The 26,226-nt window shown below is 73.6% G+C and carries 25 protein-coding genes; 12 read left to right on the forward strand and 13 right to left on the reverse strand.

Features of this window, described 5'->3' with window-relative positions; genetic code table 11:
* Window positions 1-47 precede the first annotated feature (47 nt).
* Window positions 48-815, reverse strand: coding sequence for a (2Fe-2S)-binding protein (locus tag ACIRVF_RS33005; protein ID WP_402826129.1), 768 nt, complete (start codon window positions 813-815; stop codon window positions 48-50).
* Window positions 816-1,263: 448 nt separating this feature from the next.
* On the opposite strand from ACIRVF_RS33005, the gene ACIRVF_RS33010 reads away from it, so the two are divergent.
* Together ACIRVF_RS33010 and ACIRVF_RS33015 are read left to right on the forward strand one after the other, a co-directional pair.
* A complete protein-coding gene (locus ACIRVF_RS33010; RefSeq protein WP_402826132.1) occupies window positions 1,264-2,460 on the forward strand; it encodes a sensor histidine kinase in 1,197 nt (398 codons plus the stop codon).
* 98 nt (window positions 2,461-2,558) lie between these two features.
* Window positions 2,559-3,041 (forward strand): hypothetical protein, encoded by a 483-nt coding sequence (locus ACIRVF_RS33015; protein WP_402826135.1) that lies wholly within the window; start codon window positions 2,559-2,561, stop codon window positions 3,039-3,041.
* A gap of 83 nt (window positions 3,042-3,124) precedes the next feature.
* Here ACIRVF_RS33015 and ACIRVF_RS33020 read toward each other — a convergent pair whose 3' ends face one another.
* Window positions 3,125-4,495, reverse strand: a complete 1,371-nt coding sequence (locus ACIRVF_RS33020) for a purple acid phosphatase family protein (RefSeq protein ID WP_402826138.1) — start codon at window positions 4,493-4,495, stop codon at window positions 3,125-3,127.
* A 143-nt stretch (window positions 4,496-4,638) separates the two neighbouring features.
* On the opposite strand from ACIRVF_RS33020, the gene ACIRVF_RS33025 reads away from it, so the two are divergent.
* Window positions 4,639-5,310 (forward strand): response regulator, encoded by a 672-nt coding sequence (locus ACIRVF_RS33025; protein WP_402826141.1) that lies wholly within the window; start codon window positions 4,639-4,641, stop codon window positions 5,308-5,310.
* 408 nt (window positions 5,311-5,718) lie between these two features.
* On the opposite strand, the gene ACIRVF_RS33030 is transcribed toward ACIRVF_RS33025, so the two are convergent.
* The gene (locus ACIRVF_RS33030) at window positions 5,719-7,383 is read right to left on the reverse strand and encodes a peptide-N4-asparagine amidase (protein WP_402826144.1); all 1,665 of its coding nucleotides are present in this window, start codon (window positions 7,381-7,383) and stop codon (window positions 5,719-5,721) included.
* A gap of 267 nt (window positions 7,384-7,650) precedes the next feature.
* Window positions 7,651-8,553, reverse strand: coding sequence for a LysR family transcriptional regulator (locus ACIRVF_RS33035; protein WP_402826147.1), 903 nt, complete (start codon window positions 8,551-8,553; stop codon window positions 7,651-7,653).
* A gap of 138 nt (window positions 8,554-8,691) precedes the next feature.
* On the opposite strand from ACIRVF_RS33035, the gene ACIRVF_RS33040 reads away from it, so the two are divergent.
* Entirely contained in the window at window positions 8,692-9,720 is a 1,029-nt protein-coding gene (locus tag ACIRVF_RS33040) for a pseudouridine-5'-phosphate glycosidase (RefSeq protein ID WP_402826149.1), read from the forward strand.
* A 3-nt stretch (window positions 9,721-9,723) separates the two neighbouring features.
* Window positions 9,724-10,602: a carbohydrate kinase family protein gene (locus ACIRVF_RS33045; protein ID WP_402826152.1), complete on the forward strand. Its 879-nt coding sequence runs from the start codon at window positions 9,724-9,726 to the stop codon at window positions 10,600-10,602.
* Window positions 10,603-10,621: 19 nt separating this feature from the next.
* On the opposite strand, the gene ACIRVF_RS33050 is transcribed toward ACIRVF_RS33045, so the two are convergent.
* Complete coding sequence (locus ACIRVF_RS33050; RefSeq protein WP_402826155.1) at window positions 10,622-12,454, reverse strand: helix-hairpin-helix domain-containing protein; 1,833 nt, start codon at window positions 12,452-12,454, stop codon at window positions 10,622-10,624.
* A 153-nt stretch (window positions 12,455-12,607) separates the two neighbouring features.
* Window positions 12,608-13,297, reverse strand: a complete 690-nt coding sequence (locus ACIRVF_RS33055; protein ID WP_402826158.1) for a hypothetical protein — start codon at window positions 13,295-13,297, stop codon at window positions 12,608-12,610.
* A 307-nt stretch (window positions 13,298-13,604) separates the two neighbouring features.
* Here ACIRVF_RS33055 and ACIRVF_RS33060 point away from each other — a divergent pair, with 307 nt between their 5' ends.
* Both ACIRVF_RS33060 and ACIRVF_RS33065 read left to right on the forward strand, forming a co-directional pair.
* Window positions 13,605-14,228: an ArsR/SmtB family transcription factor gene (locus ACIRVF_RS33060; RefSeq protein WP_402826161.1), complete on the forward strand. Its 624-nt coding sequence runs from the start codon at window positions 13,605-13,607 to the stop codon at window positions 14,226-14,228.
* Entirely contained in the window at window positions 14,225-15,667 is a 1,443-nt protein-coding gene (locus tag ACIRVF_RS33065) for an MFS transporter (protein ID WP_402826165.1), read from the forward strand. The genes ACIRVF_RS33060 and ACIRVF_RS33065 overlap by 4 nt, the downstream gene beginning before the upstream one ends.
* A 54-nt stretch (window positions 15,668-15,721) precedes the next feature.
* Here ACIRVF_RS33065 and ACIRVF_RS33070 read toward each other — a convergent pair whose 3' ends face one another.
* Window positions 15,722-16,390, reverse strand: a complete 669-nt coding sequence (locus ACIRVF_RS33070) for a DUF6629 family protein (protein WP_402826168.1) — start codon at window positions 16,388-16,390, stop codon at window positions 15,722-15,724.
* 8 nt (window positions 16,391-16,398) lie between these two features.
* Complete coding sequence (locus ACIRVF_RS33075) at window positions 16,399-17,427, reverse strand: DMT family transporter (protein WP_402826171.1); 1,029 nt, start codon at window positions 17,425-17,427, stop codon at window positions 16,399-16,401.
* A 264-nt stretch (window positions 17,428-17,691) separates the two neighbouring features.
* On the opposite strand from ACIRVF_RS33075, the gene ACIRVF_RS33080 reads away from it, so the two are divergent.
* Window positions 17,692-17,955, forward strand: a complete 264-nt coding sequence (locus ACIRVF_RS33080; protein WP_402826174.1) for a dsRBD fold-containing protein — start codon at window positions 17,692-17,694, stop codon at window positions 17,953-17,955.
* 291 nt (window positions 17,956-18,246) lie between these two features.
* Entirely contained in the window at window positions 18,247-18,447 is a 201-nt protein-coding gene (locus ACIRVF_RS33085) for a hypothetical protein (protein WP_402826177.1), read from the forward strand.
* On the opposite strand, the gene ACIRVF_RS33090 is transcribed toward ACIRVF_RS33085, so the two are convergent.
* Window positions 18,417-18,860, reverse strand: coding sequence for a MarR family winged helix-turn-helix transcriptional regulator (locus ACIRVF_RS33090; protein WP_402826180.1), 444 nt, complete (start codon window positions 18,858-18,860; stop codon window positions 18,417-18,419). The two genes, ACIRVF_RS33085 and ACIRVF_RS33090, sit on opposite strands and share 31 nt — an antisense overlap.
* Window positions 18,861-18,974: 114 nt before the next feature.
* Between ACIRVF_RS33090 and ACIRVF_RS33095 the strand changes: the two genes are divergently transcribed.
* Window positions 18,975-19,766: an alpha/beta fold hydrolase gene (locus ACIRVF_RS33095; RefSeq protein WP_402826183.1), complete on the forward strand. Its 792-nt coding sequence runs from the start codon at window positions 18,975-18,977 to the stop codon at window positions 19,764-19,766.
* Between the two features lie 299 nt (window positions 19,767-20,065).
* Here ACIRVF_RS33095 and ACIRVF_RS33100 read toward each other — a convergent pair whose 3' ends face one another.
* Complete coding sequence (locus ACIRVF_RS33100) at window positions 20,066-20,959, reverse strand: alpha/beta fold hydrolase (RefSeq protein ID WP_402826186.1); 894 nt, start codon at window positions 20,957-20,959, stop codon at window positions 20,066-20,068.
* A gap of 161 nt (window positions 20,960-21,120) precedes the next feature.
* Between ACIRVF_RS33100 and ACIRVF_RS33105 the strand changes: the two genes are divergently transcribed.
* Window positions 21,121-21,555, forward strand: coding sequence for a MarR family winged helix-turn-helix transcriptional regulator (locus tag ACIRVF_RS33105; protein WP_402826325.1), 435 nt, complete (start codon window positions 21,121-21,123; stop codon window positions 21,553-21,555).
* A gap of 19 nt (window positions 21,556-21,574) precedes the next feature.
* Here ACIRVF_RS33105 and ACIRVF_RS33110 read toward each other — a convergent pair whose 3' ends face one another.
* Window positions 21,575-22,501, reverse strand: a complete 927-nt coding sequence (locus ACIRVF_RS33110) for an AEC family transporter (RefSeq protein WP_402826188.1) — start codon at window positions 22,499-22,501, stop codon at window positions 21,575-21,577.
* A 169-nt stretch (window positions 22,502-22,670) separates the two neighbouring features.
* Here ACIRVF_RS33110 and ACIRVF_RS33115 point away from each other — a divergent pair, with 169 nt between their 5' ends.
* Window positions 22,671-23,126 (forward strand): HD domain-containing protein, encoded by a 456-nt coding sequence (locus ACIRVF_RS33115; protein WP_402826190.1) that lies wholly within the window; start codon window positions 22,671-22,673, stop codon window positions 23,124-23,126.
* A 257-nt stretch (window positions 23,127-23,383) separates the two neighbouring features.
* On the opposite strand, the gene ACIRVF_RS33120 is transcribed toward ACIRVF_RS33115, so the two are convergent.
* On the reverse strand, window positions 23,384-23,758 hold the full coding sequence (locus tag ACIRVF_RS33120; RefSeq protein ID WP_402826193.1) for a transglycosylase SLT domain-containing protein: 375 nt from the start codon (window positions 23,756-23,758) through the stop codon (window positions 23,384-23,386).
* Window positions 23,759-24,278: 520 nt separating this feature from the next.
* Entirely contained in the window at window positions 24,279-25,958 is a 1,680-nt protein-coding gene (locus ACIRVF_RS33125) for a carboxyl transferase domain-containing protein (RefSeq protein ID WP_402826328.1), read from the reverse strand.
* Window positions 25,959-26,226: the final 268 nt, after the last annotated feature.

Genomic DNA, 26,226 nt, shown 5'->3' on the forward strand with positions numbered 1-26,226 from the left:
CGATGCCGCTCGTGATTCTCGTTCTCGGTCCCGTTCTCGGCCGCGCGCTACTGCCGCCGGGCCGGCGGGCGGGTGAAGCAGCAGTCCCCGCAGAGCCCGGCACCCGGGCCGGTCCGGTAGTAGAGGCAGCAGCTGGTCCGCCGGAACGCCGCCCCGCGCGGGCCGGTGACCAGCCTGCCGGAGCCCTTCAACGGCGGACGGTCCAGCAACTGCGCGACCAACTCCCGGGCCGGGCCAGCCGCGTGGGCGTCCAGCACGCGGAGCGTGCCGGCCAGCGCAGAGGCGGCATTGCCGTGCAGCAGACGCGCGGAGAGCGGCACGGCGGCGCGAACCGCTGCGGCCAGCGGCTCCAGCCGACCGATCAGGACGGCCCGGTGGAGCTGGTCGACGAGGCTCTCGGAGGCGGGGCGGGCCGGTTCCGGCGGCGTCCAGAGGTCGATCGGCCCCTGGTCCGGGACCCGTACCCAGGCGCGCTCCAGCGTCGGGACCGTCCCCAGCAGGACGGCCGACCCCAGTCCCACCGACCAGAAGCGGGCGGCCAGGCCGAGGTGCAGGATCGAGGCGGCGACCCGGAGTTCGGCCGTGCCCAGGCGCTGCGCGACCACCCGGACCCGGGCCGCGAGCGGGGCGTCCGGGCCGGTGCCGTACAGCTCGGGGAGGGGGCGGAAGCCGGGCGGCGGGGTGGTGGTTCCCGAGGTGTCGAGGGCGAAGTACGGGCCGACGGCGGCGAGCCGGGCGTAGTCGGGGTGGTCGGGGGAGCGGCCCAGCCGGCGGGACGGGCTCGACCGGGGCCGGGGCCGGGGCGCGGGGTTCAACGGCCGTCCCCTGTGCGGTCGTTGAACCCCGCGCCGGCTTCGGTCGGTCCGGCTTCGGTCGATCCGGTTTCCGCCGGCCCGGCTTCGGTCGACCCGGGGACGGTCGGGCGGTCGGGGAGCATCGGGGCCTCCAGGGGTCCGGTGGTCGGGCGACCGGTGACACCCCGGCCCGGCCGGGCGCCGGAAGGCCCTGGTCGGGCCGGGGACGGGCGCTGGTCAGCCGTGCGCGGTGAGTCGCCACCGGTCGTGCGGATGAACGGTACCGTGCCCGGCAGTCCGCGGCCGTTGGGCCGCAGGAGCCCCGGACCCAGCCGACCCGCTAGTCGTTCCGACGGCATCGAGTCTGGCCCGGGCGGACCGGGCGAACCTCCCTCCGGAGAGGGGAGTTGACTCCGTCGCGAGGAGGAGCGCCGACTCCCTCGGGAGTACCGGCCGTAGGCTCGGCGGTGTGCGTACCGAACCACTGACCCGCCCCGAGCGGCCCCGATCCCGGCCCTGGCGTTGGCCCGCCGTCACCGCCGCCCTCCTGCTGCTCGCGCCGGTCGCGCTCGCGCACCCGGGGGACCACGGCGCCGCCCTGCTGCTCGCGCTGACGGCCACGTCGGTCGCGGTGGTGGCGCTGCTCCCGTGGCCGCTCGGCCGGGTCACGTTCGCCACCGCCGCCGGTGCGGCCGCCGGGGCCTCGCTGGTGGTCGACCTGTGCTACTCCGGGCCGTACCGGCTGCCCGCGTTCTGGGCGCCGTTCGAATGGCTGGCGCTGATCGGCGTGCTCTTCCGGGCCGTCCGCAGGCTCCCCGACCACTGGGCCGGGCCGATCGGCGGAGCGGTCGGCCTCGCGGCCGTGGCGCTGCCGCTGCGCTTCGCCCTCCGGATGCCCCAGGGCGGCGCGGCCGGGCCCGTGGGTGGCGTTCTGTTCTCGCTGCTGCCGGTGCTCGGGGTCGCCGGGGCGAGCCTCTACCTGCGCGTCCTGGACGCCCGCCGGGAGCGGGCCGTGGTCGGGGCCAGGCGCGAGCAGCGTCTCGAAGTCGCCCGTGGGCTGCACGACTCCGTCGCCCACGAGATCACCGGCATCGTGCTGGAGGCCCAGGCCGGCCAACTCCCGGGCCAGGAAGCGGAGGAGACCTCGGCGCTGCTGCGCCGGCTGGAGGAGGCGGGGCTTCGCGCGCTCGACTCGATGGACGAGATGGTCGGCGCGCTGCGCGAGGACCAGGGGGCGGCCGGAACCACCCGACGTCTGGGTCTGGCCGACCTGCCGCAGCTGGTGGCCCGCTTCGGCACGAAGGGTGGTCCGCGGGCCACCGTCGACCTCGCCCCGGAGGCCGTCGGACTGCTCTCCGCCGAGGCCCAGGCCACCGCGTACGCCGTCGTCCTGGAGGCCCTGACCAACGTCCGCCGGCACGCCCCGCAGGCCACCGAGGTGACGGTCCGGGTGGCCTCCGAGCCGGACGGCCGCGCGGTACGGGTGATCGTCGGTGACTCGGGTGGGCCCGCCGCCCGCAGGCTCCGGCTGCGCCGCCGCCCCGGTGCGGGCGGTACCGGCCTGGCCGGCCTGGCGGCCCGCGCCGCCGCCCACGGCGGCTCGCTGACCTCGGGCCCGGTCGACCCGTCGGGCTGGCAGGTGTGCTGCACCCTGCCGGGAAGGTAGCGACTACCCGTACCCCGCGCTTTCGCCGGGACGGGCAGGGCGCTAAGTTGAACGCGTTCAAGTCGTTGAACGCGTTCAAATCATGTCGGGGGTAACGGATGAGCGAGTCACTGCCGGCGCAGCCCGGCTATGCGGACGAGGCCGAGCTGTTCGACCGGCCCGCCGCACCGCGGGCGGCGCCCGTGCGCGGGCGGATCAGGCGCGGCGGACGGGCGCTCGTCGCACTGGCCGGTGTCGCGTGGGTGCCGTGGGGGGTCGCCGGACGGGGCGAGACCGGGTGGTACTGGGTGGTGTTCGGCGGGTTCCTCGGGATGACCATGCTGCCTCTGGCCGTACCGCGCGAGCCGGGGTTCAGGCGCGCCTGCCTCGTCGTCGGCTGGCTGCAGCTCGGGATCGAGGCCCTGCTCTCGACCCCGTACCTCCTGATCCCCCTGCCGGTCTTCGTCTTCGCCTTCCCGTCCGGCGTCATGCTGGTGCTCACGGGCCGGCGGAACCGCGGCTGGGTGGGGACGGTGATCGCCGCGCTGCTCGTGGCAGGCCCCGTCGGACTCCTCGCCTACGGCGGGTGGATGAACATCTAGACCCGTCGGCCGGTGCACCGGTCGACGCCCCCGTGCGCAGGCCGGCGCCTCCGGGCGGTGCAGGCCGGCGCTTCCGGGGTGGGTCAGTGCCCTCGGCCCCCGCCGCGGGCGCCGCGCGGGCGGGTGAGGGTGAAGCGGTCGACCGGGACGAGGTCGCCGTACGGGCCGCTGACCGAGTAGTACGTGACGGCGATGGTGGTGTTGCCGCCGCGCTCTCCCGGGTCGACGTCGAGTGAGGCGAAGCCGTACGGGTTGTCCGCGTCGCGGAAGGCGGACCAGGGTGCGTCCTCGACCACGTAGACCGGCGGCCTCTTGCCGGTGGCCTTGTCGACGGCGCCGACGACGGTGATCACCCGGGCCTTGGACGGGGTGAAGAACAGGTGGTTGGAGGGGGCGGAGGTGCCGCCGCCGCCGATGACCATGTGGACGGTGCCCTTGGTGGTGTCGATGGTCTCGGTTCGGGTGGCGACCGGGATCGGGGTGCGGGTGTTGGTGGGCTGCTGGCCGCGGATCGGGTGCGAGCGCTCGTAGTGGTGCTCGTGGCCGCAGACCACCAGGTCGACGCCGTACCTGGCGAACAGCGGCACCCAGGCCTCGCGGACGCCGAGGTCGGCGCCGTTGAACCTGTCGGCGGTGGAGATGACCACCTGGTGCATGCAGACGACGATCCAGTCGATCCCCGGATCCGCGTTGGCGGCGATCAACTCCCGCTCCAGCCAGCGCTGCTGGGCGCCGCCGGAGTAGCCGCGCACGTAGGAGTTGCCGCCGTCCTGGTAGGCGACGTCATCGTTGTTGAGGCTGATGACGCGGACCGAGCCGGCGGTGAACGCGTACCAGAGGCCGCGCAGTTCCTCGTCGGCGCCGGAGCTCGGCAGCTCGAAGTAGGCCTGGTAGGCGCCGTAGCCGATCGGGCCGTTGCCCTTCTCGTTCTCGTGGTTTCCGGCGGCCGGCATCCAGGGGCGGTGGCGGGCCGAGCGGGTGTTGTTCTCGAACCAGTCGGACCAGGTGCGGACCCGGTCGGTGGAGAGGTTGGCGTAGCAGAGGTCGCCGTTGAGGAGGTGGAACAGCGGGGCGACGCGTTCGACCCCGGCGGTGGTGTCGCCCGCGGCGGGGCTGCCGAGGTTGTCGTTGGCGTAGCCGTTGGCGGTCTGCTTGCCGAGGGTGGGGGTGCCCTGGTCGCCGAAGCTGGTGAAGGTGAAGGCGGCCCGGCCGCGCGGGGCGGTGCGGACGGTGCCGAACTCGGGGGTGGCGCCGTCGTGGACGGCGGCGTAGACGTAGTCCGTGTCGGGCCGCAGGCCGGTGATCCGGGCGTGGTGCACCTGGACCTCGGTACCGGAGCCGGCGTCCCGGTAGGTACGGGTCTCGGCCTGCTCGGTCCGGCCGAAGCCGCCCTGCGAGGTCCCGTACCTCACGCGGGGGTTGGACACGGAGGCGGTGGTGTGCCAGGAGACCACGACCTCGCGCGAGGCGTCCGAGCCGAACTGCAGGTGCAGTCCGCCGCGCTCATGGCGGCCAGCCTCACCGGGCGGAGGTGAACCGCGCCGGGCCGGTGGCGTGAACTTTCCCGCGCGTCGGGTGGTGCGGGAGACTGCCGGACGTGACGAGTGCGAACGGTGGGTGTCCGCGGGTGATCCGGGTGTTGATCGCGGACGACCAGGAGGCCGTGCGGCGCAGCGTGCGGCGGATCCTGGAGGCGCAGCCGGACATCGAGGTGGTGGGCGAGGCCGTCGACGGGGTGGCCGCGCTGGAGCTGGCGGCCGAACTGCGGCCGGACGTCGCGCTGGTGGACATCCGGATGCCGGGGCTGGACGGGCTGGAGGTGACCAGACGACTGTCCGGCTCGGTGCGGGTGGTGGTGCTGACCACCTTCGACCTGGACGAGTACGTCTACCCGGCGTTGCAGCACGGCGCGTCCGGGTTCCTGCTGAAGCGTTCCGGCCCGTCCTTGCTGGCCGAGGCGGTGCGGGCGGCGGCGGACGGCGAGAGCCTGATCAGCCCGTCGGTCACGGTCCGGCTGCTGAAGCACGTGACGGCGCCGCGCCGGCCCGCGCGGTCGGCCGCGCCGGTGGTGGTGCTGACCGAGCGGGAGGTGGAGATCGCCGGTCACGTCGCGGCGGGCCGGACGAACGCCGACATCGCGGCCGAACTGTTCATCTCCGCGGGGACGGTGAAGACCCACGTGGCGAGCATCCAGCGCAAGCTGGGCGTGGCGAACCGGGTCGGGATCGCGGTGCACGCCTGGGAGATGGGGTACCCGGTGCCGCAGTAGCGGCCACCCGCACGGTCGCGTCGGCCCGGGGCCGGCCTGTCCGGTCGCGCCTGCCCGGTCGGGCCCAGGTGGCGCCGACGTGCGCGCGTCCACGGAACCGAGGGGATGCTCCGTGGACGCGCGGAACCTGCGAGGTGGGGGTGGCCTCCGGACGTGGTGTCCTCCGGGCCGGTAGTTCGATCGTCGACCGAGGTAGTACCAGCGGCAGACCCTGATCCGTCTCGACCTGTCGCCACTGCCTCCTGCGGTCGAACTTCCTTCAGCTACCTCGCAGGTCCATCTCCCATCATGCGCCTCCCAGGACGTGTGCACCAGGGGTCAACAGGACGAATTCGGGCGAATTTCGCAAGTCGGCCGGTGTGCGGACCTCGCGGCTTCCGGCCACCGCTTACGGGCTTCGGCCACGGGTTACGGCTTGGGCCACCCGTCCACGAAGCTCAGCGTCCGGTGGTACGGCCCGTCCGGACCGGTGCTGCGGTAGTCCTCGGTGCTGCTGCCGGTGCGGACGGTGCGGTCGCCGTCGTGGCGCTGGGCGGTCGGTCGCAGGGTGTGGTCGACGGTGGAGCGCTCGGTGACGTGGCTGCCGGTCGCGGTGGTGGCCTCGCGGTGGTAGCCGAGGTCCATCGCGGTGTTCTGGTCGGTGTTCCCGGCCGCGTCGTGGGTCACCTTGTAGGTGACGTCCAGTGGTTCGCCCTCGTGCACGGTGGTGGTGCGGTGCGGTCCGCCGCCCCAGGTGGCGGTGGTGCGGGTCAGGTCGGTGCCGTTGTGCAGTGCCACGTCGTTGCCGCTGTCGCGCAGTTGCTGGGCGGAGCTGAACGTGAGGTCGTCCCGGACCTCGGTGGTGATCCGGCCGTGCGAGGTCTGCACCCAGCCGCGGGCGAGGTCGTGCCGGGCGGCGGTGACGGTCCAGTCGCCGCTGCCGCCGCCGTGGTCGGTCAGCTCGGTGCCGACGGCCGCCTCGGGGGCGACCCGGTAGTCGGTGAGCTGCCCGGAGGTGCGGGCGGTGCCGTGGTCGACCTCGGCGAACAGGTTGACCTGGCCGGTCCAGACGTCGTTGCTCTGCGCCTCGGTCGCGTTGACCGTGATGCCGAGGCTGTGCGGGCGGCCGTCGAGCAGCAGGCCGACGTACGGCGTGAGGTCGAGCCGGTAGGCGGGCAGGTCGAAGGCGAAGATGCCCGGGACCGGCCGCCACAACAGCGGGTCCCAGCCGCCGGTGTAGATCACCGGGTACGGCCAGACGGCGCCGGCCACCCGGCCGTCCACGGTGAGCCGCAGCTCGCGGAAGGGGCCCTTGCCGCAGGCGCCGATCGACGGGTTGGCGGCGACGAAGGCGTCCGGTGCGGAGGCGTACGCGAACTCCTCGCAGGCGCCGCCACCGCGGGTGTAGACCTCGGCGGTCAGGCGCTCCAGGTTCTGCGGGAAGGTGAGGTCCTTGCTGGTGCTCGGGGCGCCCTGGGTGAGTGAGAACGGGCCGGTGGTGAGCACCTGGTCCGCGCCCCGGGCGGCGGGCCAGCGGTCGTCGGCGGTGTAGAAGGTCAGGCTCGCCGAGATCCTGTAGACGCCGGTGTAGGTGGAGTCGGTGACGTTGGCGAGGTCGAAGGAGAAGGGCTGCGGTCCGGCCTCGAACAGCGGGGCGTACCGGGTCAGATCGCGTTCGACGTTCCACTGGATGCCGTCCTTGGACGGCTCCGGGGTGGAGGACAGCAGCACCTGGACGCCGCCGATGCGGACGCTGAAGATCCGGTCGAACTGCCGTCCGGCGACCTGTCCGTGGAGGTCGAGGACGACCGCGGACCAGGGACCGGCGCAGTCGGCGGGTGGGGTGAGGGTGGCGGTGTAGGGGGTGTCGGGCGGGTTGCCGTAGCCGTTGCGGAACTCCCGGTCGTGCATCAGGTCGACGGTGCAGGAGCGGGTGTCGGGGCGGGTGAGCGGCTTGGTGGCGGTGATCGGGTCGTGGTAGTCGCTGCCGAAGTCGGCGTGGGCGGGGGCGGCGGCGGTGAGGGTGCCGGCCAGGGAGAGGGTGAGGGCGCCGATCAGTCCGGCGGCGCGGCGGAGCAGGGGGCGCAGGGCCAAGGTGGATTCCCGGGGTCGTCGGGCGGCCCGTCGGCGCGACGGGCCGGGTGGGTGATCCGGGCATCCTTCCGGCGCTGGCATGTGAGCGTCAAGAGTCGCTGCCGCAGGTTCTGCGGCCTTCACAACTCCCGTAGTTGCTGTGGCTTCTGCGGGAACGACGCGCCCGCCCTCGCCCAGGCCGACGTCGGGGTCGTACTACGGCTGTCGTGGGAACTGAGGCCGCTGAGGGCACTGCGCGCCGTGCGGCTGTCGGAGGTCCGGTGGCTGCTACCGGTCCTCCAGCTTCGCCGCCTCCTGCCGGATCACGTTGCGCAGCGTCGCCAGCGGGGGCCGAAGGTCGTCCGTCCGCCACTGCATCTCCAGCGGCAGGGTGGCCCGCCCTTCCAGCCGTACGGTGGCCACGTCCTCGGTGAGGTGGCCGGTCATCGAGCCGGGCACCAGCGAGAAGGCGCGGTTGCGGGCGAGCAGGTAGAGCCGGGAGCCCACGATCCGCGGCGGGCTGACCAGCACCGGCGGGTCGACGCCGTGCTCCGCGCACAGGCCGAGCACGTGGTCGTAGTACCGGGGGTGCTGTTCGCGAGGCCACAACAGCAGTGGCAGGTCGTGCAGTTCGGTCAGCCGCAGGCTCGCCCGTCCGGCCAGCGGGTGGTCCCGGCCGACGGCGACCCGGACCGGCTCGTCGGCGATCCGCTCCAGCCGGTAGCCGGGCACGTCCTCCAGGAAGCGGCCGAGGCCGATGTCGGCGAGTTCGCCGGCCAGGGTCGCCGAGACCTGCCCGGTGTCGACGGCGAGTTCGGCGGTGTCGAGGGCGGGCAGCTCCTGCTCGGCGCGGCTGACCACGGCAGGCAGCAGCCGGTTCACCACGCTCGGCGAGGCGACGATCCGGGCCGTCCCCAGCCGGGACTCCTCGTGCAGTCGGACCCGGGTCAGCAGCGCCCCGGCTTGTTCCAGCAGCCGCGCGCTCTCCGCGGCCATCACCTCGCCGGCCTCCGTCAGTGCGACCGAGCGGCGGCTCCGGTCGAAGAGCTCGACGCCGACGGTCCGCTCCAACCGGGCGACTTCCTGGCTGACGGTCGGCTGCGAGATGTGCAGCCGCTCGGCGGCCCGGCCGAAGTGCAGCGTCTCGGCGACGGTCAGGAAGACCTCCAGCTGACGCAAGGTGAAGCCCATGGGGATCATCCTAGTGCGAACCAATAGCTCGTCACCTATCGGAAACCCCAGGACTCATTCTGGTTTCCGATCCGAACCGTCCATACGCTGATCGTCGTGTTGCCCCACCGCAGTGGCATCTCACAGGAAGCTCGCATCATGACCGGACTGCCCGCCAGCACCGCTAGTACCGCCAGCACCGCCGGCCCCGCCGGAACCCGCGCCAGCACCGCCGGCCCCGCCGGCACTCCCGCCATCCGGATCTCCGAGGAGGTCGCGCAGGCCGTCGCCGACGGCCGTCCCGTGGTCGCCCTGGAATCGACGATCTTCACCCACGGCCTGCCGCGACCCCGCAACCTGGCGGTCGCGCTGGAGGCCGAGGAGCAGCTGCGCGGGGCGGGCGTCGTCCCGGCGACCGTCGGCGTGCACGCGGGCGTCCCCACGGTCGGTCTGAGCAGCGAGCAGATCACCGAACTGGCCGCCGCCGACGGCCTGGACAAGGTCAGCCTGCGCGACCTGCCCGTGGTCGCCGCGCTCGGCCGCCACGGCGGCACCACCGTCGCCGCCACCGCCTTCCTCGCCCACCGGGCCGGCGTGCGGGTCTTCTCCACCGGCGGCCTGGGCGGCGTCCACTTCGGCGCCTCGGAGAGCTTCGACGAGTCCGCCGACCTGACCACCCTGGCCGCCACCCCGGTCACCGTGATCAGCGCCGGCGTGAAGTCCATCCTCGACATCCGGGCCACCCTGGAGCGCTTCGAGACCCTCAACATCCCGGTCATCGGCTACCGCACCACCAAGTACCCCGGCTTCTACGTCACCGACTCCGGGCACGAGATCAACTTCTCCGTCCGGTCGCCCGAGGAGGCCGCCGCCGTCATCGACGCCCGCGACCGGCTCGCCCTGCCGCAGGCCGTCCTGATCGCCAACCCGGTCGACCCCGCCAAGCAGCTGCCGCCGGAGGAACTGGACGGCATCCTGGCCCGTGCCTGGGCCGAGGCCGCGCGCCGGGGCATCACCGGCAACGCGTCCACGCCGTTCCTGCTCGACCACATCCAGCGCGACACCGACGGCCGCAGTCTGGAGGTCAACGTCGAGGTCTACCGGGGCAACGTCCGCCTCGGCGGCGAGATCGCCACCGCCCTGGCCGCCCGGGCCGGTGGCTCCGCCGCCTCGTCCACCGGGGCCTGACCCGTGCTCGGGGTGCTCGGCGACCTCGTCGAGGACATCGTGGTCTGGGCCGACGGGCCGCTGCGCCGCGGCACCGACTGCGCGGCCCGGGTGTTCCGCCGGCGCGGCGGCAGCGCGGCCAACGTCGCCTGCTTCGCCGCCGGGCAGTACCCGGTCCGCTTCCTCGGCTGCGTCGGCGCGGACGCGGTCGGGGACGGCATCGTCGCCGAACTCGGCAGCCACGGCGTGGACGTACGGGTGCAGCGGACCGGCCGGAGCGGCAGCGTCGTAGTGCTGATCGACCCGGACGGCGAGCGCACCATGCTGCCCGACCGCGGCGCCGCCAGACTGCTGGAACGCGTCCCGGACGAGTGGCTGACCGGCCTGACGCACCTGCACGTGCCCGCCTACTCCTTCGACGGCGAGCCGGTCGGGCGGACGGCGGTCGACGCGCTCGCCCGGGTCCGGCGGGCGGGCGGCACCACCTCGGTGGACGCCTCCTCCACCGGGATGCTGGAGCAGTTCGGGCGGGAGCGGTTCCTCACCCTGCTGACCGAGCTGGCGCCGACCCTCGTGTTCGCCAACCGCTCCGAGTCCGCCTTCCTGGGGCTGCTGGTCGACGGCCTGCCGGGGCCGGAGCGCGCCCGGCTGCCGGCCACCACGGTGGTCACCAAGGCGGGCGCCGAGCCGACGACGGTCGACGTGCCGGGCGAGGACCCGTTCACCGTGCCCGTGCCGCCGGTCGCCGAGGTGCGCGACCTCACCGGGGCCGGGGACGCCTTCGCGGCGGGCTTCCTGGCCGGGTTCCTGGACGCCGGGGACCTGCGGCTGGCGGCCGGCCTGGGGCACCGCAGCGCGGCCCGGGTGCTGGGCTCGCCGGGGGCGTCGGTCGGCGCGTGCTAGATACTACTTCTGTAGTGCGTCACTTCTGCAGTGCGTCCTTGCGGAGGAAGCGCTTCAGCTTCTGCCAGGTCCAGGCGTTGATCACGTCCGCGGTGGTGAGCCAGCCGCGCTGCGCCGTACCGATGCCGAAGCGCGGGTAGGCGAGGTGGCCGGTGGCGTGGGCGTCGCTGTCGATCGAGAAGCGCACGCCGCGCCGCTTGGCCCGCAGGACGTCCTCGTCGCGAAGGTCGAGTCGCTGCGGGGAGCTGTTGATCTCGATGGCGGTCCCGGTGCGCGCGGCGGCCTCGAACACCGCGTCCAGGTCGACGTCGATCGGTCCGCGCCTGCCGATCCGCCGGGTGGTGAGGTGGCCGATGATGTGGACGTACGGGTTCTCGCAGGCGCGGATCAACCGGCGGGTCTGGGCGGCGCGGTCGAGGTTGAAGTGCGAGTGCACGGAGGCCACGCAGACGTCGAAGCCGGCCAGGAACTCGGGCGGCCAGTCCACGCCGCCGTCCGGGCCGATGTTCAGCTCGGTGCCGTGCAGCAGGCGCAACTTCTTGTGGCGGTCGGCGAGTCGGCGCAGTTCCTCACGCTGGGCGAGCATCTTCTCGTCGGTCATCCGCTGCATCACCAGGTCCGGCGCGTGGTCGGTGACGGCGTAGTAGGAGTATCCCCGGGCCGCGGCCGTGTCGATCATCTCGGTGAGGGTGGCCAGGCCGTCGGTCAGGTCGGTGTGGGTGTGCAGGTCCCCGCGCAGGTCGGACTCCTCGATGAGATCGGGGAGTTCACCGTTCAGCGCGGCCTCGATCTCGCCGCGGTCCTCACGCAGCGTCGGCGGGATCCAGGGCAGGCCGAGGGCGGCGTAGACCTCGTCCTCGGTCGCGGACACCACCTTGACGCCGTCCGTTCCCGTGCCCGGGCCGCTGTCGTTCTCGCCCTTCGCGCCCTTGGCGCCGTTCGCGCCCTTGGCTCCCTTGGCGCCCTTGGTGTCTTTCCGCGTGGTGCCGTCCACCTCGAAGAGCCCGTACTCGGAGAGCTTCAACCCGGCCCGCACCGCCATCGTGCGGAGCTTGATGTTGTGCGCCTTCGAGCCGGTGAAGTAGACGAGCGCGGCGCCCCAGTCCTCCTCCGGGACGACCCTCAGGTCCACCTGGATCCCCTGGGTGGTGAGGACCGAGGTCTTCGTCGGCCCGCTGCCGATCACCTCGGCCACGTACGGCAGTTCGGTGAGCGCTGCCATCAGCGGGGCGGAGTCGGCGGCGGTCGCCAGCACGTCGATGTCGCCCACCGTCTCGCGCATCCGGCGCAGCGAACCCGCGTACGCGCAGCGGGTGCAGCCGGGTACGGCCGAGAGCGCCTCGACCAGCTGCTCGGCCAGCTCGGTGGCGGTGTCGAGCAGGGTCCGTCCGCCGGACTGCCGCATCAGCTCGATGCCGTGCAGGATCTTCTCGCCGCTGCGCTCGCCGAAACCGGCCACGCCGGTCAGCCTGTCGGCGCGGATCGCCGCGGCGAGGTCGTCCACCGACGCGATGCCGAGGTCGCGGTAGAGGGCGAGGGCGCGCTTGGGGCCGACGCTGGGGACGGCCATCATCTCCCGTACGCCGGAAGGGATCTTGGCGCGCAGCGACTCCAGCGCGGGGATCCTCCCGGTGGCGAGGTACTCGGCGATCTTCTCGGCGGTGGACTTGCCGACGCCGGGGATCTGCTGCAGTCCCTTGACGTCCAGATCGGCGAGGTCCTCGGAGTGGCCGCCGACGGCTCGGGCGGCCTTCTCGTAGGCGCGGGCCCGGAAGGCGTCCCCGCCGGTGATGTTGATCAGGTCGGCGTACTCCTGGAGCAGCTCCCTGACCTGGTCGTTGAGCCGGGGCATGGGGCAAGTCTAGGTTCGGTGGCCGGCGTTCGCCGCGCGGCACGGGCCGGTGGGTGGCGCGGGTCGGTGGGTGGTGCGGGTTCGCGGGGCGGCGCGGGCCGGTGGGTGGCGCGGGTCGGCGGGTGGCGCGGGCCGGTGGGTGGCGCGGGCCGATCAGTCGTAGGCGACCGCCAGCAGCAGCACCACGGTCAGGCCACCGCCGGGGGTCGGTTCGACCGCGAGCCACCCGCCCGCCGCCAGCACCAGGCTGTGCAGCGCCGGGCCGACCGGTCCGGTCGGCCGCACGCCCGCGAGCAGCCATTCGCGGGCCCCGGGCGGCTCGTACGCGCCGCGATCGGATATTCGGATCTCCACCCGTTCCCGGCCACGTGCGGCGGCCCGGCCCCGCCCGGCTCCGGCCCGCAGCGCCGCCGGCCCGGTACGCCTGACGTCCGCCCGGACCAGCACCCGGCCACCCAGCGGGCTGCGCCGGATCGCGTGGTCGACCAGTCCGGCCACCGCGGCCTCCATCCGGCGGGCGTCCCCGGCCACCACCGGCAGCCCCGGCGCCAGGCGGACCGTGACGGCCGCCGCCCGGCCGCCGCCGCGCACCACCCGGCGCACCACCTCGGCGACCTGGACGTGCCGCGCCTGGGGCTCGCACCCGGCCTGGCGGCCCGTCCAGCGCAACTGGTCGAGCTCCGTCCGGGAGAGCGTCCTGGGCCCGGCCATCGCGAACCGCGGGTGCGGCCCGAGGCCGTCCGGTGCGCCCGCACCGCCCTCGCGGGCGCCGCCCGCGCCGCCGAGCGCGCCGAGCGCCCGGGCCCCCGAAGCGACGTAGCCCCAGAGCTTCCCGCGTGCCATGGCCCTGCCCCTCGTGCCTGACCGGCGGCCGTCATCGAGTCCGCGGCCGACCGGGGCGGGCCGCTTCCCTGGCCCTGCTGCCAGCCTGCTCCTCCTCCGCCCGGGTGACAATCCGGCTCCAGGACACGAACCGGGTCCCGGCCCCCGCCGAGCGGCGGGTGGGCGGTCCGCCGACCGGCGGGGAGGGGCGGCCGCCGGGGCCGCTCGATGACCGCGTGGTGTCCGCACGGGCGGGCCCGGAGATCGCAAAGGGCGCTTCGCAAAAAACCCTTTGCAAACTGGTCTTTGCGGTCCTAGGCTCCTGGCCATGACCGAAGACCGCGGCTGGATGCACAGCGACGACCCGCACGTCGTCCTCACTGCCAAGGGCATGAAAGCGATGGCCCACCCCGTCCGGATGCAGCTGGTCGGGCTGCTCCGCAAGCACGGCCCGTCCACGGCGACCAGGCTCGCCGAGCAGCTGGGGCTCAACTCCGGAGCCACCAGCTACCACCTGCGCCAGCTCGCCGCCGCGGGCTTCGTCGAGGAGGACGAGGAGCGCGGAAACGCCCGTGAGCGGTGGTGGCGTTCGGCACACCGGATGACGGTCTGGACAGGGGAGGACATGGCGGACGAGGAGCCCGAGACGGCCGTCGGCTTCCTGCGCGCCGTCCTGGCCGGCCACACCATGGCCGGGCAGCGCGTGCTCGACTCCTTCGAGACGATGCCCAGGGACTGGCGCAAGGCGGTCGACTTCAGCGACGTGCTGCTGCAGATCACGCCGGGCGAGGCCGAGCAGCTGACCGCGGAGCTCTCGGCGGTCCTCCGGCGCTACCGGCGGGTCGGCGCCGAGGGACCGGTGCCGGAGGGCAGCGAGCAGGTCTCCGTGGTGGTCCACGTGCTGCCCGACGCGCAGGGGCTGTCCGAATCGGGTGAGGGGAGAGCCGAATGACCACCACCGACGCCGCTGTGCCGGTGCGCAGCCTACGGCCGCTGGTCGGAGTGCTCGCCGCGACGGCGGTCTCCCTGACCGGGACGCGGGTCTCCGCCATCGCCCTGCCGTGGTTCGTGCTGGCCACCACCGGCAGCGCCACCCTGACGGGTCTGGTCGCCTTCGCCGAGATGACGCCGTACGTGCTGGTCAAGGCCCTGACCGGGCCGGTCGTCGACCGGCTCGGGCCGCGCGTGGTGTCCTGGACGACGGACGCGGTGAGCGCCGTCGCGGCCGGGCTGGTCCCGCTGCTGCACGCCCAGGGGCTGCTGCCGTTCTGGATGCTGCTGGCGATGGTCGCCGTGATCGGTGCGATGCGCGGGCCCGGGGACTTGGCCAAGTCGGTCATGGTCCCGGAGGCGGCCGACCACGCCCGGGTGCCGATGGAGCGGGCCACCGGACTGTCCGGCGTCACCGAACGGCTGGCCTCGACGGTCGGACCGGCGGTCGGCGGAGGGCTGGTCGCACTCGTGGGGCCGCTCGCCGGGCTGGCGGTCAACGCGGGCACCTTCGCGCTCGGATCGCTGATCATCGCCCTGGCGCTGCCGTCGGGCATGGGGCGCCCAGCGGACCCGACCTCGGTCCCGGCCGCCGCGCCGACCGCCGCCCCCGCCCCGGCCGCCACTCCTGCCCCTGCCCCGGCGCCCGCCCCCGCCCCGGCCTCGGACGAGGGTCCGGGTCCGGCCGAGCCGGACCGGCACGGCAGCAGTTACTGGCGGATGTTCCGGGAGGGCTTCGGCTTCCTGCGCGCCGAGCCGCTGCTGCTCACCGTGACCGTGATGGTCGGCATCACCAACCTGCTCGACGCCGGGTTCTCGACCGTCCTGCTCCCGGTGTGGGCGCGGGAGTCCGGCAACGGCCCGGCTGCGCTCGGGCTGCTCGGCAGTGTCATGGGCGTCACCGCGGTGGCCGGCAGCCTGATAGCGGCCGCGCTCGCCCACCGGCTGCCCCGCCGTACGGTCTTCTTCGTCGGTTTCCTGCTCGCCGGTGCGCCCCGCTACCTGGTGCTCGCGCTGGACGCGCCGATGTGGGCAGTGGTCGCGGTCTTCGCCGTGGGCGGCTTCGGCTCCGGATTCCTCAACCCGATCCTCGGCGCGGTCCTCTTCGAACGGGTGCCACGCCACCTGCTCGGCCGCGTCCACGCCCTCGGTGACTCCCTTGCCTGGGCCGGCATCCCGCTCGGCGGCCTCCTCGCGGGCGCGGCCGTCGCTCTGGTGGGCCTGATACCCGGCCTGCTCACGGCCGGGGTCCTGTACTTCGCCACCACCACGCTGACCGGACTGCGGCCGGAATGGCGGGAGATGGACCGCCAGCGCGGACACGGACGTGCCGGGGCCGATGAGCAGGTGACGGAAGGGGCGGAGGTCACGGACGTCGCATTGGAGGCGGCAGGGCAGTAGCAGTCGGGCCTCGATCGAGCGACGGACGCGCTCGGGCGGGCCGAGAACCACCGTTCAGCGACGGTCCTCGGGCGGCCGCCCTGCCCAGTGGAGGAGTAGGAGGCTGGCCAGAGCAGCGAGGGCGCACCAGGTGGAAAGGAACGCGAATCGCCAGAGGAGGGCGCAGAGCACGGCGCCCGCTCCGGTGAGCAGACCGAGGCGGCGCAGCAGACGGTCGCCACTGAGCAGGAGGGAGCCGACCGTGGCGAGGAGATAGCCGGCGAGCAGGAGGGCCGGGTGCGGGATGCCGATGGCATAGCCGAGGGTGCGGCCGTGCCGGTCGGCCGTCACCGGGTGGGCGGCAACGGCGGCCGCGAGCGGGATCGCGATCGCTACGCCCAGTAGGGCCAGCAGCGCGAGCACGCGGCGGCGGTTGGGGCCGGCCGGGTGCCCGGGCTCATGGGCGGCGCACCACACCCCGGTGGGGACCAGGACGGGCAGCAGCGGCAGGGCGATCACCACCCAGGCGGTACGAGCCGTCGCGGCGACGGTCGACGGCAGCTCACCGCCCGTGCCGAGCCACACCAGCGCCTCGATCAGCTGGTGCACGCCCAGCACCAGCGGGAGCGCGGCGAGCGGCAGGCGCTGCGGTCGCCCCGACCGCCGGGCGCGCACCAGACAGGCCACGCCGATGCCCGCGACCGCCCCGCCGACCACGACGTCCGCCCGGGCGCTCCAGCACATCGGTCCGTCTACTCACCCTTCCCGTTCGCTTCGGCCTCGGAGCCGGTGTCATCGCGGCGGTCACCGTCGTCGGCCCCGGTGGTGCTGCTTCCGCCTCTCTCGTTGTCCCTGTTCTCCCGGTCCGGGTCGGCGGCGCTGTCGGCCGAGTCGACCTCCGGTGGAGCCCCGATGCTCTCCAGGGTGTCCTGGACGCTTCCGGGCATCGCCGGATGCCGGCCGATCACGATCACCCCGGTCACGATCGCCACCAGTCCGGCGGCCTCCCAGGCCAGCGCGCCCGGGGTGACCCGCAGCCGGTCGCCGAGGAAGCCGACCGCACACGCGATCCCGGACAGCGGCTGGGCGGCGGTCAGCGCGGGCAACGACATCCGCAGCGGGGCGGCCTCGAAGGCGCTCTGCACCAGCAGCAGTCCGACCACGCCCGCCACCACGACCGCGTACGGCTGCCAGGTGCGCAGCACCACCGCCAGGCCGCTGTGCCCGATGCGCTGGGTGGTGGTGCGGGTCAGCGCGTCCTGGAGGCCGTAGAGCAGTCCGGCGGCGAGCGCCAGCAGGGTGGCTTCCTCGAACAGCGACAGCCGCCGGGCGAGCGTGACCAGCAGCAGCGTCAGCCCGACCACCGTGCCGACCACCAGCCAGTGGCGCAGTTCCCCGGCGGGTGGACCGCCTCCGGTCGGCTGCCCGGCCACGATGAACGCCGTCACCCCGAGGCCCAGCAGCAGGACCCCGGCCCAGCCGGAGCGGCCGAGGGTCTGACGGGTCAGCATCCGGGAGAGCGCCATGGCGAAGAGCAGGTTGGTCGCGAGCAACGGCTCGACCAGCGACACCTCGCCCTGGTTCAGCGCGAGCGCGGAAAGGAGCAGACCGGTGATCATGAAGCCGGTGCCGAGCAGCCACTCCGGCATCCGCACCAGGTCCAGCAGCAGGCGCCAGCGCAGCATGTCGCCACGCGGGGCCCGTTGCGCCGCGTGCTGCTGGAGGACGAAGCCGAGTCCCAGACAGCAGGCCGCGCCCAGGGCGAGGAGGAAGACCGCCACGGAGGGACCACCAGGTTGTCGCTGCCCCGCGCCGCGCCGGCGGGTCCGGGGGAGGCGCGGCGTTTGCGGCGCGCTCCCGTCAGCGTACCGCCGGGGCGTCGGCCGAGCCGATCGGACGCGGCGGCACCGGGCCGGTGTTCGCGACAACGGCCGCGCTTGCCGCCACGGGTGGGGCGGGCGCACGCTGGTGTGAGCGGCCGCCACGGGTCCACCGCCCTGGTCGGCCCGGACCGGCGGACGGGGGCCGGCGCCAGGAGGTGTGGCATGCACAACCAGTGGGACGTGGAGCTGAACTTCGACGAAGACGGCGTGCACACGACGTGCGACGCTCGGTTGACGGGCGCGAGGGCGCCGGGCCTGAGCGCGCACGGTGAGGCCGAGAAGAGCGCGGAGGACCGTCCGCTCGCCAGGATCGGCGAGGAGGTCGCTGCCTCCCGGGCCCTCGAAGAACTGTCCCGCAAATTGCGGGCCCAGGCCACCGGGGAGATCGAGGACGAAGGGCACCGCCCGGGCTACCTGATCTACTGACGCCAACCCGCTCCCGAGATCTACTGACGCCAACCCGCTCCCGAGCGGCACGACCGGTACGGCCGGGTCGGCGCGGAGGAGGTGCGGCGGCTGGACGTGACGGAGTGCTGCCGGGAAGTTGCCTCCAGCACCACGTGGCAGCCGCCAACTGTCAGGCGCCGCCGGTTCTCCGCCTCGCGCTCATGCCCTGAACTCCACCTGGCGCCGACAACGCCAGGCCATTGTCCGCTGCTGTCATTACCGACGCCGGCTGGACCCGGCCAGGCTGCGGCTGACCGGGCCGCCGCGATCGTGGCGGACCTGACGTCCGATGACGACGATGTCGGCATCGACGTCACCTGGCACGACACGCTCGCCGTCGTCGGCCGCGGCGCGAACCTGGTCGGTCGGCTGCCGCCCGCCGCCCGCATGCCCGTCGCCCGCATCGCATTGCCCGTCGCCGGCGGGGGCCGGCTGCGGTGTCAGTCCTGCTCCGGTGCGAGCGCCAGTTGACCTGATGCGCGGGCCAGCAGGTCGATCAGCAGAGCGCGTTCCTCGTGGCTGAAGCCGTTGGCGATTCGTCGTTCGATGGCTACGGCCTTCGCGTCGGCCTGCGCGAGCAGTCGGCGTCCGTCGTCGGTGAGGCGCACCTCGGCCACCTTGCGATGCCAGGGATGCGGCTGGCGGGTGATCAGGCCCTTCGCCTCCAGATTGGCGAGCACGGTGGCGATGGTCTGCGGGGTGACCAGGCAGGCACGGGCGAGTGCGGCGGCGGAGAGCCCCGGCTGGTCGTCGAGCGTGTACAGCGCGACGTACTGCGGAACCGTGAGCCCGAGCGGCCGGAGCGCCGCGTGCTTGGCCGCCATCAGCTCCTGCTCCACCCGCTTGATGTGCAGTCCGAGGCGTTCCGTGACCGGCATCTCCATGAGGGTGATCCTACGCCACCCGCTCGAACACTGGCTTATGGCAGGGCTCTGCTACATGACAGAACTCTGCTACCTTGGGGACCTCACTCAGCCACTCACTTATGGAGGCACCCCTTGGCCAGTCGTGAACCGCTTGATCACGTCGTCGCCGGATCCGGCCCGGGCCTGGTCCTGATCCATGGCACCGGCGCTGACGCGACCTCGAACTGGGGAGCCCTCATCGACGCGGTGCGTGACCGGTACACCGTCGTCGCCCCGAACCTGCCCGGCGCCGGCGCCACCCCCGCCGACCCCGCACCGATCGACCTCGACTCACTCGCCGACCGCGTCGTCGCCACTGCCCAGGCCGCGGGACTGGAACGGTTCCACCTGGCCGGTCACTCGGTGGGTTCCGTCATCGCCACGGCCGTGGCCGCCCGCCACCCTGCTGCCGTGACCTCGCTCGCCCTGCACGCCGGATGGGTCAGAACGAGCCCGCGCGAGGCGTTCATGTTCGACCTGTGGGCACGCCTGCTGCGTACCGACCCGGCCCTACTGGCCCGCCAGTTGACCCTCACCGCGATGGGGCCCGGGCTCCTCGGAAGTCTCGACGACGCGCAGTTCGCCGAAATGGCCGCAGGCTTCACGGCCATGCTCGACGAGCGCATCCTCGGGCAGATGGAACTCGACACCCGAATCGACCTGCGTGACGCGGTGGGTCGGGTCACCGCGCCGACACTCGTGCTGGCGAGCGCCGACGATCAGATCATCCCGCCCCACCACCAGCGGGAACTGGCCGCCGCCATCCACCAGGCCGACTACCTCCAGGTCCCCGGCGGCCACGGCCTGCCGTTCGAGGACCCGGCGCGGTTCTTCTCGATCATCACCGAGTACGTGGACAGGCGCCAGGCGCAGAGCGGGGCCTGAGCCGACGTTGGCTTCGTGTTCGGACGGCTGCTTGTCGCCGGTAGTGGGAATCCATGAGCGCCACCGCGCACCTGGGTCGGCGGCGACACGAGCCATTGTGATGTTGGCTGGTGGGAGCTTTGCGTGGGAGGTCGGTGGGTTCGACTTCCTGCGCGGCACGTGGGCTCGGAACATGGGGCGGTTGCGGCTGAGGTGGGGATTGGCCGTGCGGTGCGGCGTGGGGGAGTTGAGCTGCCTGGTGGGTGGTGCTGGGGGAGGCCGTGGGAGACGGGGGCCTGCGCAGGTGGTTGGGGTGGAGGTCAGGGGCGGGGTGGAAGGAGGAAGTTGATGAGGTGGTGGTTGACCTGAGGGGCGGCGGTCATGGGGAGGTTGTGGTGGGAGGCGCCCGGGATCGTGGTGACGGTGGCGTGGGGGAGGGTGCGGCGGGTGGTTGCGGCGGTGCGGTGGGGGTCGTGGGCGCGGGAGCGTTCGGCGTAGAGGGCGAGGAGGGGGGTGGTGAGGGTGCGCAGTTGGGTGGGGGTGGGGCGGGGTCCGGTGATGACGGGGGAGGCGGGGAAGTCGGCGTAGCCGAGGGCGTAGAGCTCTCGCCAGTCGGGGTCGGTGCGGGGGTCGCCGGCGGCTTCCCAGTCGAGGTAGTTGCGGGCGCGGCCCGGGGTGCGGCGGGGGAGGAAGAGGGGGAGGGCGCGCAGGAGGTAGCCGGGGCGGTAGCCGGCGAAGCACAGGGTGGGGTCGAGCAGGGCGAGGCGGCTGACCCGGGCGGGCGCGTGGAGGGTGTATTCGAGGGCGATCCAGCCGCCGTACGAGTGGCCGCAGAAGTCGGCGGTGCGAACGCCCAGTTGGTCGAGCACGGCGTCGAGCCAGCCGAGCAGGCCGGGGACGTCGCCGAGCGGGCCGCCGTCGTGGACGCTGCGCCCGGGGTCGCCGATGAGGTCGACGGCGAGGACGCGGTGGCCGGCCTCGGCCAGAGCGCCGGCGTTGGCGTACCACATGGTGGAGGTGGCGCCGCCGCCGTGGAGCAGGACGAGGGGGTGGCCGTCGGCGGGTCCGCAGGCGTTGATCCGGGTAGTGCCGTGGGCGGTGCGGACGGTGAGCGGCTCGACCGGGACCGGCCAGCGGGCGAGCAGCGCGTCGTAGGCGGCGAGGAAGGGCGCGAGGCGCGGTGGGTGGGACGGGGTGGTGCGGGCGGACATCATGGGCCTCCGCGGTGTGGTGTGATCACGTGCGGTCGACGCACCGGACCACGTGCTGGGTCGGTCGCTCAATGACTCGTTGAACAAGTATCTCGCTGAGCGAGAGAATAGTGGCACACACGTGCCCGAGGAAGGACGAGAGGGTGTCCGAGGTTGAGGAGCCGATGCGGCTGGTCCACCTGTTGCGCGGTCTGACGGTCGAACTCGACCTGTTCGGAGCCGAGTTCGCGGCCCGTAGCGGTCTGCACCCGACCGACCTGCGGGCACTGATCCACCTCCTGGACGCGGCCCGGGCCGGGGAGGTGGTCACTCCCGGCCGGCTCGGCGAGGCGCTGCGGCTGAACTCGGCGGGCACCACCGGTCTGGTGGACCGGCTGGAGCGGCTCGGGCTGATCCGCCGGGAGCGCGATCCGGGGGACCGGCGCAAGGTCCGGCTGCTGGTGGAGGAGCGGGCGATGGAGCTGGGGCAGGGCTTCTTCGGCGGGCTGATCGGGGACCTGGTCGCCGCGATGGGCCGGTTCGACCCGGCCGAGCTGGCGACGGTCCGACGCTTCCTGGAGGCGATGACCTCCGTGGTGGCCGCCGCCCGGCAGGAGTGAGCGGGCGGGCAGGAGGCGCTTACGCGGGCCCGAGGGTCCAGGCGATCACGGACAGGGTCACCATCGACACCAGCGTCGACCAGAGCACCGCGTCCCGGGCGAGGTCGGTGCCCTGCCCGTACTCGCGGGCGTAGGTGTAGACGTTCTGCGCCGTCGGCAGGGCGGAGAAGAGCACCACGGTGAGCAGCTGGTGGGTGGCCAGGTGGAGCACCGGGCCGGCCACGACCAGGGTGACCAGCGGCTGGACCAGGGTCTTGATCGCGACGGTCACCCCCACCTCGGCGCGGCGGGAGAGACCGTCGGCCGGCGGGCGGTTGTGCAGCGACATGCCGAGGGCGACCAGGGCGGTCGGCACTCCGGCGCCGCCGAGCAGCTCGGCGGAGTGGTGAACCTCGGCGGGCAGCTGCAGCCCGGTCGCGGAGGCGACGGCGCCGAGCGCGGTGGCGAGCAGGACCGGGTTGCGCAGCGGCAGGGTGAGCAGGGCCCGGCGGCCGGCCGCGCCGCTGTCCAGGACGGCCAGGACGGCCGGGGTGACCAGCAGGATCTGGAAGAGGATCACCGGTCCGACGAAGGAGGCGTCGCCGACGACCTGCACGGTCACCGGGATGCCGAGGTTGGCGGAGTTGACGTAGCCGGCGGCCATCGCGCCGATCGCCAGTTCGCCGCGCTTGCGCTGGAAGAGCACGCGCCCGGCGAGCAGCCCGAGGCCGGTCGCGGCGGCGGCACCGGCCACGAAGGCGAGCATCGACGGGTTGGCGAAGTGGCCCAGCGGGGTACGGGCGATCATCAGGAAGAGGGCGGCCGGCATCGCGACGTGGAAGACGTAGCGGGTCAGCACCATCTCCGCCTGCGGTCCGATCAGCCCGGCGCGGGCGACGAGGTAGCCGACCGCGGTGAGGGCCCAGATCGGCGCGAAGGCGGACAGCAGCGGGTGGAGGGCTGGCATGGTTCCTCGGATCGCTCGTACGGGTCTGCCGGGTGGGCGGGTGTCGCCCGCCCGAGGGCCTGGACCCCGAGACCGCCGAAAACCCCCCGAGGCAGTAAACCAGTGGCCTTCGACGAGTTGATCAACGGGTTCCGGCGAGCGGTCGGGCGGGCGGGCCTACGATGAGCCGGTGGACCAGTACCTGAGCCTGTCCGAGGTGGAGACCATCGCGCGCCGTGCCCACGAGGGGCAGGTGGACAAGAACGGCCATCCGTACGAAGAGCACATCGCCGCCGTTGCGGGCGGGACGGCGGCCCGCGGCGGCAGCGAGGCGCAGATCGCGGCGGGGTGGTTGCACGACACCGTCGAGGACGGGCGGCTGAGCCGGGAGTGGCTGGCGCGGGCCGCGCTGCCTGAGGAGACCAAGGCGATCGTCGACGCGCTCACCCGGCGGCCGGAGGAGCCGGTCGAGGCGTACACCGCGCGCATCCTGGCCACGCCCGGCGCGCTGCTGGTCAAGCGCGCCGACCTGGCGCACAACTCCGACCCGGCCCGGCTGGCCGCGCTGGACCGGCCCACCGCCGAGCGGCTGGTCGCCAAGTACGCGCGGATGCGGGAGCTGCTGGGGCTCACCGGGGAGCTCTGAGCCGCGGAGAACCCGGCGGACGAACCGCGGAGGAGCGGCGGAGGAAGCCGCGGAGCGGACGGCGCCACGCACGGCGGCCGGGGGCGGTGGCCACGGGCGGTGGCCCTGGGGCGGGAAGCACGACAGGGCCCGGGCCACGCGGTTCGCGCGGGCCCGGGCCCTGTACGGGTCACCCCGGTGGTCCCTGTCCGACCCCCGGGGTGAGGGGGAAATGGTCAGGTGACGGGTGGAACTCGGTACGCCGGTGGTCGGTCGGCTTAGTACCAGTGGTGGGTCTGCCAGAAGGCCCAGGCGGCGTTCGGGCTGCCGTAGCGGGTGTTCATGTAGTCCAGCGCCCACTTGATCTGGGTGGCCGGGTTGGTCTTCCAGTCCGGGCCGGCGGAGGCCATCTTGGAGGCCGGCAGTGCCTGGCCCAGCCCGTAGGAGCCCGAGCTCGGGTTGGTCGCGGTCACGTTCCAGCCGGACTCGTGCGAGATGATCTGGCTGAACGAGGCCAGCTGGTTCGCCGGGACGATCTGAGCGGCGATGGCCTGCGGGGAGGCGGTGGCGGCGTTGGCGGTGGCGGGCAGGACGCCCGCGCCGAGGGCGGTCAGACCAGCGGCGCCGGCAAGGATCGCGGCGGAAGTGCGCATACGGAGCTTGAAAGCGGGCATGTAAGACAGGACCTCAATCGGGTTGGGCCGAGTCGCGCCCCACCCAGGACCACGGGCCGGACAGGGGCCGTTGCGGTTGTGGGACGCGACTCGGCGGCAAGCCGTCGACCGGCGGGACAGGAGCCGGTGCGGCTGACGACGAGAGCCATTGTTGCCAGACCGGGTCGGCCCCCGCCAAGACCCCCTTGTTACGACGCGGCGTCGTAGGCGCGGCGGTGACCATGGAAACGAAGGGGCGCTCGACCGGGGCGAGGCTACGGCCTCTGAGCTGGGGAAATGCCCGGATCGGGGCGGGTTGTCAGGATTGTCCGGACGCTCGGTGGCGGTCCCGAGCCCATCACTACGGCTCGTCGTAGCCGCGAATCCCCTGTGAGCGCACTCACCGTTTGGGAGCCCCGGCGGTCACCGGACGATCCGGTGACAGTACTTTGGGTACTGACGATCTGTGTCCGGCACCACAGGATCCGCTCACGGCCCGGCCGGACCCGCTCACCCACGGTCATCGAAGGTCGCCGAGGCGCCGGTGCCGGAGTGCCCGGGCGGCGAGCCGGTCCGTTTCACCGGTCGCCGACAGTTCACCGAGGGCCGCTGCGAGCGCGGCTCCCAGGCGTGCGCAGAACGCCTCCGGCTCCTCGGCGGCGTCCGGTAGCTCCGGGACCACCTCGTCCACCAGCCCGACCCGCGCCAGGTCGTGAGCGCCGATGCCCTGGGCCCGGGCCAGCTCGGGGGCGTGCGCGCCGTCCCGGTGCACGATCGCCGAGGCGCCCTCCGGCGGCAGCGGCGCCAGCCAGGCGTGTTCGGCGGCGAGCACCCGGTCGGCGGGGAGCAGCGCCAGTGCGCCGCCGCCGGAGCCCTGGCCGAGCAGGACGGCGAGGACGGGCGTGCGCAGCGCGAGCAGGGTGGTCAGGCAGTGCGCGATCTCCACCGCGATCCCGTCCAGCTCGGCCCGCGCGGACAGCTCGGCCCCTGCGGTGTCCACCACGGTGACCAGCGGCAGGCCCAGTTGCTCGGCCAGACGCGCGGTGTGCCGGACGGCCCGCAGGTCGGCGGCGGTGAAGGGGCGCTCGTGCTCCGGGGTCCGCCGCTGCTGGCCGACCACCAGGACGGGCCGGCCGCCGAGCACGGCGAGCGCCCGGACCAGTGCGCCCTCGCGACCGCCGGGCGCGTCCAGCAGCACCAGCTCCTCGGCGGTGCGGCGCAGCAGCTCACGAGTGCCGGGGCGGTCGGGGCGACGGGTGCGGCGGACGGAGTCCCAGGCGTCGGGGTGCGGGGCGGGCGGTTCGACGGGGTGGTCGGACCGGGCGGGACCGCTGGGTGCGGACGGAGTCGCACCCCTGTAAGGGGGAGGCGTCGTGCCGAGGACGGCGAGCGTGCGGCGCAGGAGCTCGCGCAGCTCCTGCGGGGGCACCACGGCGTCCACCAGTCCGCGCCCGGCCAGTGTTTCGGCCAGCTGGACGTCCGCCGGCAGCTCCACGCCGCGCAGCTGCTCGTACACCCGGGGGCCGAGGAAGCCGAGCCGGGCGCCCGGCTCGGCGAAGACCAGCTGGCCGAGGGTGCCCCAGGAGGCGAAGACGCCGCCCATCGTCGGGTTGCGCAGGTAGGTGAGGTAGGGGAGGCCGGCCGCGCGGTGGGCCTGGACGGCGGCGGTGATGCGGAGCATGCAGAGGAAGGCGGCCGAGCCCTCCTGCATCCTGGTGCCGCCGGAGACCGGCAGGGCGAGCAGCGGGAGCCGCTCGGCGGTGGCGCGCTCGACGGCCCGGGTGATCCGCTCGGCGGTGGCGACGCCGATCGAGCCGCCGAGGAAGCCGAACTCGGAGGCGATCAGGGCGACCGGCCGTCCGTCGACCAGGCCGAGGCCGGTGAGCACGGCCTCGTCCAGGCCGGTGCGGCGGCGGGCCCGGTCGAGCGAGGCGCGGTAGCCGGGATCGGCGGGCGCCGAGGTGAGCGGTGCGGACGTCGGCGCGGACGTCGGCGAGGACGGGGGCGAGGACTTGGACGTGGGCGAGGAGTTGGATGCGGGCGTCAGCGTGGTGGTCGGCTCGTCCCAGCTGTGGAAGCCGCCGGCGTCGACCAGCAGTCCGATCAGCTGGTGGGCGCTCAGCGCCGTGCCCTTGCCGACGGTCGAACCGCCACCCGTACCGCCACCCGTACCGCCGTCCGTACTGGCGCCCGTATCCATGTCCACCCCGTCAGAGATCGTTCCGGTCCGACACGATCCGTCACTCTATGCGGCACGGGCGGGCCGTTGTGGGAGTGCTGTGAAGGTGTGAGCAGCCCGACAGCGGCACGTGCGGTTGTTCGATGGCGGTCGACCCAAGGGCGGCACGGGCGGTTCGTGGACGGCCCCGACGGTGTGTCACCGGATGGCGACGTACGGCTCAAGTCTCTTATGAGAAGCGGGAGTTACCCGCCGGTAAAAACTCTGCTGAAGTCTTTCGGAGTTGTCG

Origin of the sequence: Kitasatospora sp. NPDC101157 (genome assembly GCF_044768255.1) — a bacterium.
GTDB lineage: Bacteria > Actinomycetota > Actinomycetes > Streptomycetales > Streptomycetaceae > Kitasatospora.